Origin of the sequence: Spirosoma sp. KNUC1025 (genome assembly GCF_045160025.1) — a bacterium.
Taxonomy (GTDB): Bacteria; Bacteroidota; Bacteroidia; order Cytophagales; family Spirosomataceae; genus Spirosoma.
Window position 1 is genome coordinate 4,217,743 of sequence record NZ_CP087139.1, and the last position, 13,116, is coordinate 4,230,858.

The following is a 13,116-nucleotide window of genomic DNA, read 5'->3' on the forward strand; positions in this document are numbered from 1 at the left end:
AAATACATGGTCTCCTCTCTCTTTACTTATTTGTCGCTGGGTAGTGCGTTACTGGGCGTAATCGCTCCTATGAACAACTGGACGCATTCTCGTGATCCGTTCATTGCGAAATCATCTCAGGTTTTTGCAGACACGACAAACCGCCCGGAAGAAAACCGGTTTACCAAAACGGTTCTTTCCAATGACCTGAACGAACCGATGGAACTGGCCGTCGCTCCCGATGGACGGGTGTTTTTTGTTGAACGGCATGGTAAGTTTTATATGTACGATCCGGTGCAAAAGAAAACCCGGCTGCTACACGATTTTCCGGTGAAAGCCGTCGAGAAATACCTGAATGGATTGTTGGGGATGACCATTGATCCTAATTTCAGCAAAAACCATTACCTCTACTTTTTCTACACCATACAGGACAATAATCAGACGAAGCAACGTATTGCCCGATTTAAAATTTCCGACGATAGTACGCTGGACTTAGCCAGCGAGAAACCCATTATCGAGTTTCCGATTGATCTGGAAGTGAGTGCGCATACAGGTGGGTCGATGGCCTGGGATACACACGGTAATCTTTTCATCTCAACGGGGGATAACACCGTACCGTTTGAATCAAGCGGATTTTCGCCGACAGACTGGCGTCCGGACCGGTTGACGTTCGACGCAGCACGTTCGGCTGGGAATCCGAATGATTTGCGGGGTAAAATCCTGCGTATTCATGTAGAGCCTGATGGGTCATACACCATTCCCGAAGGAAACCTTTTTCCAAAGGGTACAGCAGGGACTCGGCCAGAAATTTACGTAATGGGCTGTCGTAATCCCTATCGAATTTCGGTCGATCCCGCTACGTCAATTGTGTATTGGGGTGAGATAGGGCCTGACTCGGGCGTCGATGGACCGCAGGGGCCACGCGGATACGATGAGTTTAATCAGGCTAAAAAGCCAGGAAACTATGGCTGGCCATTCTTCGTGGGCGATAGTAAGCCATACCATCAGTACGATTTTGCGACCAAAGCAGTTGGTGAATTATTTGACCCGAATGCACCCGTAAATAATTCGCCGAACAACACGGGAGCCAAACAATTGCCGCCCGTAAACAAAGCGATGGTCTGGTATCCGTATAACAAATCAGACGAGTTTCCGCAGTTGGGTGTGGGTGGCCGCTGCGCTATGGGTGGGCCGGTGTATCATTACAATGCCGCACTTCAGTCGAAAACAAAAATGCCCGCTTATTACGACAAAGCCCTGTTCATGTACGACTGGATGCGAAACTGGGTATTCGCCGTTCGGCTGGATGACCAGCAGAATTTCCAGTCAATGGAACAGTTCATGCCCAAAACGGGTGATTTTCGTCGGCCTGTCGATATGGAAATTGGGCCAGAAGGTTCGTTTTATATGCTTGAATATGGCTCGGTGTATGGTATTGATAATGAAGATGCACGCCTGGTACGTATCGATTTCAACCCAGGAAACCGGGCACCTATTGCTCAAATAACGGCAAAAGATACCATCGGACTGGCCCCGCTGACGGTGGCTTTTACCAACGAAAGTTATGATTATGATAAAGATCAGTTACGGTATCAGTGGCGTTTTGACGGGAATACCGTAGCCTCAACGGAAGCTAATCCAACGTATACCTTTAAAAAGAACGGTATCTACAAAGCTATTCTGACCGTAACGGACCCGACAGGCCAAAAAAATACCGATACGCTCACCATCAAAGTTGGTAACACAACGCCATCGGTAGCGGTCTCGACAACAGATAATAGTACGTTCTTCTTCCCGAATCAAACACCGCTGCGGTATACGGTAGCCGTTACGGATAAAGAAGACAAAACGATTGATAAGAAAAACCTAAAAGTTGGGCTCACGTATATTCCGAAAGTGGCTGGTAATGAGCAGCAAATCGGCCACCAACAGATTTCGGCTTCCTACAATCTGGGTAAATCGCTTGTTGCGGGAAGTGACTGCAAAGCCTGCCATCAGGTAAATGCCAAGTCGGTTGGGCCATCATTTACGGAAGTTGCCAAGCGGTATGCAGGTGATAAAACAGCAACGGCTAAACTCGCCAACAAAATTATTACTGGCGGTGGGGGTGTTTGGGGAGAGCATGCCATGAGTGCCCACCCGCAACTTTCGCGGGATGAAACCACAGAAATGGTTAAATACATTTTTTCGCTGGGTGTGCAGCCAACCAACAACCAACTTCCTCAGCAGGGTAGTCTGGACCTCAAAGAACACGTTGGGAATGACCAGTCGAGCCGGTATATCCTGACCGCGTCGTACACCGACAAAGGGAGTGTTGGCGGAGCACAGCCCAATCTGGCGTTGATGAAGAGTGATGCCCTTGTGTTACGCCCTACTAAAGTCTTGGCTACCGAAGCCGATGAATTGCATAACGTAGCGAAGCAGGGAAGACGGTTAAGCAATATCAACGACCAATCGTATTTCGTGCTAAAGTCAATCGACCTGAAAAGCATCGATCAGTTAACGTATCATTATGCCTCGAAAGATCAGAGCGCAACCATTGAAGTGCATACCGATTCGCCAACGGGACCAGTAATCAGCACGGTCAACACAACTCCTACGGGTGACGGGCGTAAGTATGCTGACGTAACCGCACCCATTCAGAATCCGGGGGGCAAACATGATCTTTACTTCGTATTCGTGAAACCTGATGGGAAGAATCTGCTGGGGCTGGAATGGATTGCTTTCCAGCGAAAAGGTGATCCAGTCCCGCAGGAAACTCCGCAAACAGGACGGTGAGATTTAACGACAGGTCAGAAAAGAAAGACGAATGCCATTACTTAGAGTAATGGCATTCGTCTTTCTTTTCTGACCGTTCTAAACCGACTTACTTTACCTCACTTACTTCCAGCACGACGCTTTCCCGACGGGTACTCACCTGTGGATTAAAACCAATGGTCATCAGGTAATTGCCAGAGTACGTAGCTTTATTGGTGTTGATGTCTGATCGTGAACCAGGGTATACGTTAAGCTCCTGAATTTTGTAGTTTTTTTCAGGGTTCAATCCTTTCAGTTTAATAGGTGCTACGCTGCCCGCTTTGTACCGACTCTTTACCAGGTAAGAAAACCAGATTGCCTGATCCTGCTTTTCATTTACGTATATGATCGACGCCAGGTCGCTGGCGTAGGGAGACGAAAGTCGGAACTGGTCACCCTGCCAGATAGTCGGTTTGATACGATCATACGTTTTCAGAGCTTCCTGGCTGAACTGTAGCTCAGTTTCACTCAGTTTGCTAACCACAATATCATACCCGAGTTTGCCCATCATCGCTACGTCGGTGCGGAACTTGATTGGCTGTTTGCCCCAATCCGTTACGTGGTTACAGCTGGCAATAGCCGGAAAAAAATACGAGTAATTCCACTGAATGAAAACCCGCTCCAGACCGTCGGTATTATCGCTGGGCCAGTATTCGGTGAAATAACGTAGCGCACCGTAATCAACCCGGCCACCGCCCCCCGAGCACAGCATCATGGGCAAGGTAGGATACTTGGTACGAAGCCGTTCGACAACTTTGTAAAGTCCCTGTACATAGTCAACAAAGAGGTTCGACTGGTTAGGGTTTGTAGCCGAATAGGCGTTGTAGATGACCGCGTTACAATCCCATTTAATATAGCCCAACGTTGGATTTTTAGTCATGATGCCATTCACAACTTCATACACGAAATCCTGTACTTTGGGATTCGACAAATCAAGAACAAGCTGATTGCGGAAGTAATACTCCTGACGATTTGGTAGCTTGATCACCCAATCCGGATGTTTTTCATACAGCTCACTTTTGGGGCTGACCATTTCGGGTTCCAGCCAGATACCAAATTTAATACCTGTGTTTTCGGCTTCTTTCACGAGATAGCCCAACCCATGCGGCAATTTTTTAGCGTTTTCCTGCCAGTCGCCCAGCGATGTGTGGTCGTCGTTACGTGGGTATTTGTTGCCAAACCAGCCATCGTCGAGCAGGAATAAATCGACACCTAACTTTTTGCCGTCTTTGATGAGTGCCGATAATTTCTCTTCGTTGAAGTCGAAATACGTAGCTTCCCAGTTGTTCAGCAAAGTCAGGCGGTTTCCCTGCCCTTGTGGAATACGGTGTTTACGCGCCCAGCGGTGCAGGCTGCGGCTGGCTCCGCCTTTTCCCTGAGTAGAATACGTAAATAGGAATGCTGGGGTTGTAAACTCCTGATTGGGGGCAAGCGAGTAAGCCGAAGCATAAGGATTGATGCCAGGGATAATACGTAGGTTATGCAATGGATCAACCTCAAATGCCAGTTGGTAATTGCCCGACCAGGCGAGCGTACCGGCTATCACCTCGCCCCGGTCTTCGTCGGCGGGCTGGTTTAACGAAAGCAGAAAAGAAGGCGGTTGAAACAGATCGGCCCGTGTACCCAGCTTCGTGTCCAGGATTTTTATACCCTCCGTCAGCTGTATTTCAGATGGATTCATTTCGTTGGCCCAGTCGCCATGAAAATGCGTCAGGTAGTAAGTCTGCGCGGGTATGTAGAGGTTGGCCGACGCGTATTTCTGCATCGTAATGGGTTTTTTCTCGGCGTGTTTGATCGACGCCCATTGCTCAATAACGTCCTCTTTCTGGTAGGCTTTATAATGCATCGTAACCTCAAACGGATACTGTGGATCTTTCAGATATACATTGGTTTGTACGACACCATCGCCCACGGACTGACTTTCATGCCGAACGTAATGAAGATCGAGGGATGGATTACCGTCGGCATGAGTGACCTGGATGGCTGGTTCGAGTAAGTTACGGCTCCCGGCTGGCGTGTACATGGAATTATAAATACCTGTATAGTCTTCGCCCCGTTTACCCGTCCCGGGATGGCTGCGTACTCAGTCGTGTTACGTAGTTTGGTTCCCAGATGCACTAGTGTCGGGATCTTATCTTTATCAACCCGAATGACCAAAGCAGTCTGCTGCGTTTCAATAACGATATGGGTATCGTCGGGAGCAGCCTTCGTTACGTATGTCATCAACAGAAAAAGCGATAGGTACCAATAAACTTGTTTCATCAATAGAGAAATGGAGATTTGAGTTGCAGTTGTTTTAGAATAGACTGAGCAGTCTGAAAACCATAGGAATATGAGCGAGTGACGTATTGACCGCATCTACAGATACTATACGATCGATACGTCGTGTTTTAATGCTTCCAGATCAATCTCAGCGGAGGGAGTTAAGTTAGCATTAAGTACCCGCTTCATGTAAGCCAGAGCGTCGTCAGTATGTGTGGGTTTGATCGACGCCACACAATCAGGTGGAACGCTAAGCTTAAGATCGCGCATGTAAGCGTCGTTGGCAGTAAACAGTATGCAGGAGTCGGTACTAAGGCCTGTCAGTATCAAGTGTTTGACATTCAGGTACGTTAACAGAGTATCCAGCGTTGTGGCGTAGAAAGCGGAGTTCTTTGGCTTGAGCACAAAATAATCGTCATGGTCGGGTTTGAGCACTTCGGCAAGATATTGTCCCAGAACACCGTCGTGCAGTACGTGTTCAACCACTTCATTAAAATCAGAGCGCCAGCGGCCAAAGTTGTCATTGACGTACACGACGGGAATCTTCAATGCTTTCGCACGACGTTTTAGTTTCAGAATAGTATCAGCCGCAAGCCGGGCAGGGATTATAAGTTCATCTCCACCCGGAAACTCCAGGTCATTAATCATATCAATAATCAATAAGGCGACTGGCGAGGAGTCGGGCGCATTACCGTGTAAACTGGCACTTTTGGTATCCATACTTAATTTAGTTGCATTAAAGTAATAACACTTTCTGCTGCCTAACAGTCTGCAACAGCTAGCGTATTCACCTAACTCTACATGGAGTCAGCTCACGACTGTTAAGTTAGTTTACGGCCCTAGTTCGGGTTAACGGTTAGTCACTTTGCTTTTGTTGTATACTCCTGAAACCGATACACCTCCTGACGTACTACGTCGAAATTCTGGGCCAGTTGGCTACGTGCCTGTTTTGTGGTCGGGTCGGCCAGTACACTCAAGTTCGACACAAACTGAGCGATGCTGAATTCGTACCCTTTTTCGGTGCCGTTAGGGACAATCAGTGTCGAGAAATCCCAACCCAGAAGAGTGTTTTTCCGGACGCGCTCCTCACCAGACCGTTTCAGCACCGGAATCAGACTCTCATAATCAGACCCTTGACTCCGGCGTTTGATACGTTCAACAACCATTAACTGCGAACCATTGGGCGCAAAGTCAGGAGCATACGTACCATCACTGATTTCCCATATTTCCATTTTCACAACCGGAGCTGTCATCCGGTCTCTTTTTGCAGATCGGCCATTTTTGCCTGTACGCTGTCGCCATAAATACGGGTCATCGCTTCCGGCGATGCGCCTTTAATGGCCATTTCCCGAGAAACAATCCGGGTAACGTAGTCGTATTCGCTCGGGTTGGGGTTCGACGAGAACTGTTTGACGGTCATGTACCAGCCTTCCAGTTTCCCCTCATCAACGGCCGCCTGATTGACTCTCTTCCATTCCCGTTCTACAGGTAAGGCATCCTGTATCGAAAGACCCGGATTCAGCTTGTGATAGATAAGAAACATATACAGTTTCTGAGGAGCTTTCGATTGGGCCACGGCCGACGTGACCGAAAATAGAGCCATACTCAGTAACCAGATAACTCGGGTAATCAACGGGGAATACTGCATAATGGGCGTAGCGTTTTTTGGGAATGTTGGGGAGTCAATAGACTGGCAATCTACGAACGGATTTGCAGTAATAAAGCGGAAGTGCACTGCTGACTACCTGTCGAAAATTCACTTGGTTACGTAAAAATGATGGCAGCGTACCCCAAATCAGCGTTTGGTAAAATCTTAAGAATATGTCGGTCAAACTGAATTTAGGAGGCCTTTAACGTGTTATTTCTGTAGCTCAACGAACCGATTCGTTTCCCTTGGTTCATGTCGCAACGATTTTTGGGAATGGGTCAGAAAAATAGAAATCATGTGTAAAGAAACTGCGAATCTACGCGCTCAATTCCACTGAATGAGGTCAGAAGCCAAGCTGAATGAATACGTACCGACACTAGGGTTTTCCCTAATTTTAACTACAGTCGGGTTTTCACTATTCTATTACTCGTCAACTTAATCCTAATTTTGCTAAACAAAGTTCTATTTACAAGAATCGTGTAAGCAGTTAGGCGAACGGGTAAATAGCCCCTTTAGGGAAACCCCTTTTTTCGTAGGCAGAAGCAATATCCAATTGAGTGTGATATGATACGAGTGCTGATCGCGGATGATCATAATGTCTTTGTTGAAGGAATCGAGTCGTTGATTTCAGGATCGTCTGCTATTGAGGTAACAGAGCGCTGTTATACCGTATCGTCGGTGATGGAGCAGCTTTCATACACAGCCATTGATGTCGTTTTGCTGGATATTTCCTTTCCACATGTTGACGATGGCCTGACATTATGCGAGTACATCACCCGTACCTATCCGGGTACCAATGTGGTTGCGCTCACAATGCACGATGATGCCAGCCTGATCAAGCGGGTTGTGAAAAAAGGGGCGAAAGGGTATTTGCTGAAGAATACGACCAAAACGGAACTGTTGCAGGCTATCCAGACGGTGGCTCAGGGGAAACCATATTTCAATGAAATCATTACGTCGATTTTACTGCATGAAGGGCCCCGGGCTAAAAAATCTGCGGCTGGGATTAAGCCCAACCTTACGCCCCGCGAATCGGAAGTGCTGACCCTGATTGCACAGGGGTTGACCACGCAGCAAATGGCATCGCAACTGTTTGTAAGCGCCAAGGCGATTGAGTTTCACCGTAGTAGCCTGCTTATGAAATTCAGTGTTCCAAATACGGCCCTGCTGATTAAGACTGCTATGGAAATGCAATACATTGATTAACAGGCAACGGATTCCGATGACCAGAAATCTTACGTTCAGTCTACTGCGAAAAATTAGCATGGGAGCTTTGCTGCTTCTGGGATTGAGCGTTGCCTACAAAGGGTCGTGGGCTATGTCGGCTACACCGGCTATTGATAGCCTGAAAAAAGAAGTAAAACTGCTGGTGCAAAGCAAAAAGTATGAGCAGGCGGCAAAGGCATATGACCAGTTGGGCAGCCTGTATCATCAGCTTTACAACTACAATAAGTATACACTGGATTCGTACTTCAACGCCCTGAAATACTACAGCCTGGCTAGTGATTCGGTTGGGTACTACTCGGAGCACATTGCGATTGGTGATTATTATACGCACGATTATTTCATGCAGTCGTCGGCCGAAAAATACATCGCCAAGGCGCGACAGTTTTTTGAGCGGACGCATAACATGCCCAAGGTGATCGAATGTCGGTTGGGGGTTGCCAACATTGCCCAGAAAAAAGATCCGCTACCGAAAAATCTGCTGGCGGACCTTCGGGAAACTGCCCGAATGAGCGATCAGTACAAACAACCTTATTCGCAGGCATACGCGCTGAATCTGCTGGCCAATACGTATTCGCGGCTGAAAATGCCCGATTCCGCCCAGTATTTCGCAAGTCGCAGCTTAACGATAGCGAAACAATTGAATGTCAACTGGCTAATATCCCTGAATTATTTTTATCTGGGCCTGGTCGAGCAATTTAGGAATCATTCAGAACAAGCCATTGCCGCTTACGAGAAAAGCTACAAGCTGGCCGAAGCTGAAAAAAACGTTGCCATGTTGCGCGAGTTATCCAAGCATTCGGCTGATAGTTATTCGCGCATGGGTGATTACCAGCAAGCCTACGCAGCATCATTGAAGACGCTGGATTTGGCGAATCAATTTTATGAATCAGAGCAGACAAAAAGCATTCGGTTGCAGGAGCTGGATAGTCAGATAAAAACACTGGCGGTGGAGAAACAACTGGCCGAAGAGCAGGGCCAGAACCAGCGATTCCTGAATTCAGTACTGGTGGGTGTTCTGTTCATCAGCATAGCTGGGGTAGCGGCACTGGTGTTTTTACGTCGTCAGCAAAAGCTTATTGCCCGTCAGCAGGCTGTTATTGCACAGCAACAGATTCGGCAACTGGAACTGAAATCGTTGCGGGCTATGATTGAAGGGCAGGAGGGAGAGCGGAGCCGGATTGCCCGTGATCTGCACGATGGTCTGGGGATTCAGCTGTCACGTATCAAGCTGTTTGTAGAAGCACACCAGGAACTGTTGCCTTTGTCGGTGAAAGAGCCGTTGAATCAGTTTCTGGATGAAGCCTGCACCGAAACGCGCCTGATATCCAATGATTTGCGTCCTTATGCTTTGTCAACATTTGGTTTGATTCCTGCTTTGGAAGACCTGGTTCAGAAACTCAATCTGGTCAATGAAACAACCTTAGTACTCGAACATTACGGTGAGCTGCCCCCGCTGGGTGAAGAACCGTCAGCCATGCTATACAGAGTAGTGCAGGAATTGCTGAACAATGCGCTCAAACATGCCCAAGCCCAGACGATCACAATTCAGATCATGACCAATGACGAAACGGCCTTAATCAGCGTCGATGATGATGGGAAGGGCGGTAACTTTTCAGAAGAACCCTCGGGCGGAAATGGTCTTGCCAACATCAAATCACGGATTGCTTACCTCGGCGGACAAGTGATGTGGCAGAGCGAGGAAGGAAAAGGGACCTCTGTGATGATTTCGTTACCCATGCAAAAATTAGCCAAACCGATCCCATCCATAGCCTGATAAGTAGACTAATCAGCTATCGGACAGGACAGTTACACGATTAATATTCTACCAATCCTAGTACCTAAGTCAACAATTAATTTCTAATTTTTTATGATCAAACATATGCTTTCGGTGGCTTTCCTCCTGAGCAGCTGGATGAGTGTCCATGCCCAGGAGCGAGCAAATACCAGCGCGGCTGCGGTGAAAAACCCGCCTGCACTGGCAACCACAAAAGCGGTTGGAGCTACGGTCAGTGGCCCATCAGATAGCAAGGGCCTGGTTAAAGGGGTCGTATCTGACGAGAAAGGGAATACCCTGCCCGGCGCAACCGTTTCGGTTAAGGGAACACAGCTTGGAACCACCACCGACGTGAATGGGGCATTTTCGATCAATATGCCCGCCGGATCGAAAGTGCTGGTGATTTCATTTATTGGTATGAAAACACAGGAGGTGGAGGTAGGCTCGCGCACGACCCTCAACATTACGCTCCAGACCGGCGATCAGTCCCTGGACGAAGTCGTTGTAATTGGGTACGGTACGGCAAAACGTTCCGACGTTACGTCATCAATCACAACTGTGAAAGCCGCTGATTTAAAGGATATCCCGGCCGCTGGTATAGACCAGCTGTTGCAGGGAAAAGCAGCCGGGGTTACGGTTACCAGCAATGGCGGCCAACCCGGTGGTGGTGTATCCGTCAAGGTGCGTGGAGTTACGTCCATCAACAGCAATGACCCCCTGTTTGTAATCGATGGCGTACCGTTTGTTGGTGGCAACACATCGAACAGTACCGGTTATGCAGGTTTGGGCGGTAGCGACGGCCAAACTGGAAACAGCGTGATGGCGATGCTCAACCCAAATGATATTGAGAGTATCGACGTACTGAAAGATGCATCAGCACAAGCCATTTATGGTTCGCAGGCCGCCAACGGCGTGATTCTCGTTACGACCAAAAAAGGAAAGCAGGGCGAAGGAAAAATCAACTACGAAATGTATACCGGCGTTTCGGAAGTAGCTCGTCGGCTGGACTTGATGAACCTGCGTGATTTTGCCCGCTATCAGAATGAAGTGCTGCCAATTATTGGCAACCCGGTAGCGGATGAATTCAAAAATCCGGAAGCTGCTCGGTAACGGTACCGACTGGCAGGAAGCGATGTTTCAGCATGGTAAAATCAACAACCATCAACTGAGTTTTTCGGGTGGTAAAGACAAAACGACGTATTATCTCTCGCTGAACTACTTCGATAACAAAGGGATATTGCTCGGTTCTGATTTTAAGCGCTATTCATCACGCTTTAGCCTTGATAATCAACTTAAAAGCTGGGCTAAAGTAGGTATCAGCGCCAACGTATCACGTAGTATCCAGAACGTATCGCTGGCCGATGCCGCCGAAGGAACCATCTGGTGGGGCGCTTCAACCAGCCCGTTGACACCTGTGCGAAACCTGGATGGTAGCTGGGGTGGCGGTCAAACAGTAGGTGGCGTTCAATACTACGGCTCGAACCTTGTCGGAAACAGTCAGTATCGCGGTAATACCAAAACGTCGAACAATATCTTCGGAAGCCTGTATGCCGAACTGCAGTTCACCAAAGAATTATCGCTGCGTAACGAATTATCGTATGCACTGGGACAGGACAATAACGTAGCGTATCAGAAGGCAGGTAACGTGGGTACTACATCGTTCCGCAGTAAACTGATCGACTCGCGTTCTGACAATTATTACTGGTCGCTGACGAACTACCTGACATACAACAAGTACATCAAAAAACACAGCATTCAGGCAACCGTCGGGCATCAGGCGCAAAACTCTTACTACCAGTCGATTTCGGGAACGAAAGTGGATTTGCAGGCCAATATTTTTGACCTGAACACAGGTAGTTCCGATCAGACAACCTGGGGCCTGAGCGGGGGCAAAGGGCAGTGGGCTATGGAATCGTATTTCGCGCGGGCCAACTACACCTACGACGATAAATACTCTATTTCGGCTAGTTTCCGGTCAGACGGCTCGTCGAACTTCGGGCCAAACAATCGGTGGGGCTATTTCCCCGGCGTATCGGCTGGCTGGACGGTTTCGAATGAGAAGTTTATGAAGGGCTCGGTGGCGAACGTATTGAATTATGCTAAAGTACGCCTGGGCTATGGGGTCGTGGGTAATCAGAACTTCCCTGGAGGAGCGCCGAATCCAGCGTACGTAGGGGCTGTACAGTTCTTTTCGGGACCAGTTGGTTTCGGTTCGTCCAATATGATCAACGGCATTCCCAACCCGAATCTAAAATGGGAATCGGTTAAAACGGCCAATGCTGGTGTTGACCTGGGCTTCCTGAATGGACGTATCGACGCTACGATTGATGTGTACCGGAAAGTAACCTCCGACATGATCATCTTCCTGACGGGGCCGAACCTGATTGGGGTTGGCGATCAGTGGGACGATCTGAAAGCACCGCTGGGTAATGCTGGCCAGATGACGAATACCGGTGTCGATATTGGCCTGACAACGACTAATATCAAAAAAGGTAATTTCAGCTGGAAGACCAACGTAGTATTTACGCAGTTTACCAACAAATACGAAAAAGCAGCGAGTGCCGCTTCGGCTCTGGACGGTAAGATCTATTACAACAACTACCTGGTTACCCATACCACGCCAGGGCGGCCGGTTGGTTCGTTCTGGGGCTTAGTAACAGATGGGCTGTTCCGTACGCAGGCCGATCTGGATGCCAGTCTGCCACAGTTTGGCTACAAGGTCAATCAAACCGAAACCTGGCTGGGTGATATCCGCTACAAGGATATTAACGGCGATGGTAAAATCGATGCTAACGACCTGACTTACATTGGAAGTCCGCTGCCCAAGTTTACCTGGGGGTTCACCAATACGTTGAATTACGGCGATTTCGATTTCTCTCTGTTCCTGCAGGGAAGTCAGGGGGGCAAGGCGTTTAACTTCCTGCGTTGGCAGCTCGAAGGGTTAAACAATGCCTATACCAACCAGCTGAAAACGGTTAATGATCGGTACACGGAATCGAACACGGACGGAGCGCTACCCCGATTCACGAATACCAACAAGAACAACACGGCTATGTCGGATCGGTATATAGAAGATGCTTCGTATGCTCGTATTCAGAACATTACGTTGGGTTATCGGCTGCCGAAAAACCTGCTGAGTAAAGTGAAGATTCAGAACCTGCGAGTTTACGGCTCGATTCAGAACCTGAAAACCTTCACGAATTACTCGGGCTACGACCCGGAAATCGGTTCATTCAACAACAGCATCAAGCTGATGAACGTAGACGCTGGCCACTACCCAAACCCACGTACGTTCACCGTAGGCGCGAATCTACAATTCTAAGGCTGAATGATAGAATGATTGAATTATTGAATGCAATGATAAACGTATTCGACAATTCAATGACTCAAGAATTCTATCATTCTATCATTCAGGAATTCTATCATTAAT

Annotated in this window: 10 protein-coding genes; 5 read left to right on the plus strand and 5 right to left on the minus strand. The window is 48.2% G+C overall.

The window, feature by feature from the left end; all coding sequences use genetic code 11:
- The first annotated feature begins 6 nt into the window (after positions 1 to 6).
- On the plus strand, positions 7 to 2,757 hold the full coding sequence (locus LN737_RS18380; RefSeq protein ID WP_405511278.1) for a PQQ-dependent sugar dehydrogenase: 2,751 nt from the start codon (positions 7 to 9) through the stop codon (positions 2,755 to 2,757).
- A gap of 88 nt (positions 2,758 to 2,845) precedes the next feature.
- On the opposite strand, the gene LN737_RS18385 is transcribed toward LN737_RS18380, so the two are convergent.
- From LN737_RS18385 to LN737_RS18405, 5 genes are all read right to left on the minus strand, one after another.
- A complete protein-coding gene (locus LN737_RS18385) occupies positions 2,846 to 4,756 on the minus strand; it encodes an alpha-galactosidase (protein WP_405520449.1) in 1,911 nt (636 codons plus the stop codon).
- The gene (locus tag LN737_RS18390; RefSeq protein ID WP_405511279.1) at positions 4,651 to 5,037 is read right to left on the minus strand and encodes a hypothetical protein; all 387 of its coding nucleotides are present in this window, start codon (positions 5,035 to 5,037) and stop codon (positions 4,651 to 4,653) included. The genes LN737_RS18385 and LN737_RS18390 overlap by 106 nt, the downstream gene beginning before the upstream one ends.
- Positions 5,038 to 5,142: 105 nt before the next feature.
- The gene (locus LN737_RS18395; RefSeq protein ID WP_405511280.1) at positions 5,143 to 5,757 is read right to left on the minus strand and encodes an isochorismatase family cysteine hydrolase; all 615 of its coding nucleotides are present in this window, start codon (positions 5,755 to 5,757) and stop codon (positions 5,143 to 5,145) included.
- Between the two features lie 140 nt (positions 5,758 to 5,897).
- Positions 5,898 to 6,290: a hypothetical protein gene (locus LN737_RS18400; protein ID WP_405511282.1), complete on the minus strand. Its 393-nt coding sequence runs from the start codon at positions 6,288 to 6,290 to the stop codon at positions 5,898 to 5,900.
- Complete coding sequence (locus tag LN737_RS18405) at positions 6,287 to 6,685, minus strand: hypothetical protein (protein ID WP_405511284.1); 399 nt, start codon at positions 6,683 to 6,685, stop codon at positions 6,287 to 6,289. The genes LN737_RS18400 and LN737_RS18405 overlap by 4 nt, the downstream gene beginning before the upstream one ends.
- Before the next feature lie 564 nt (positions 6,686 to 7,249).
- Between LN737_RS18405 and LN737_RS18410 the strand changes: the two genes are divergently transcribed.
- The 4 genes from LN737_RS18410 to LN737_RS18425 all read left to right on the plus strand — a co-directional run bounded on the left by LN737_RS18410 (position 7,250) and on the right by LN737_RS18425 (position 13,008).
- Positions 7,250 to 7,891: a response regulator transcription factor gene (locus tag LN737_RS18410; protein WP_405511285.1), complete on the plus strand. Its 642-nt coding sequence runs from the start codon at positions 7,250 to 7,252 to the stop codon at positions 7,889 to 7,891.
- 16 nt (positions 7,892 to 7,907) lie between these two features.
- Positions 7,908 to 9,686: a sensor histidine kinase gene (locus LN737_RS18415; RefSeq protein WP_405511286.1), complete on the plus strand. Its 1,779-nt coding sequence runs from the start codon at positions 7,908 to 7,910 to the stop codon at positions 9,684 to 9,686.
- A gap of 93 nt (positions 9,687 to 9,779) precedes the next feature.
- A complete protein-coding gene (locus LN737_RS18420; protein WP_405511287.1) occupies positions 9,780 to 10,796 on the plus strand; it encodes a carboxypeptidase-like regulatory domain-containing protein in 1,017 nt (338 codons plus the stop codon).
- Positions 10,765 to 13,008, plus strand: coding sequence for a SusC/RagA family TonB-linked outer membrane protein (locus LN737_RS18425; RefSeq protein ID WP_405511289.1), 2,244 nt, complete (start codon positions 10,765 to 10,767; stop codon positions 13,006 to 13,008). The genes LN737_RS18420 and LN737_RS18425 overlap by 32 nt, the downstream gene beginning before the upstream one ends.
- The last annotated feature ends 108 nt before the right edge of the window (positions 13,009 to 13,116 follow it).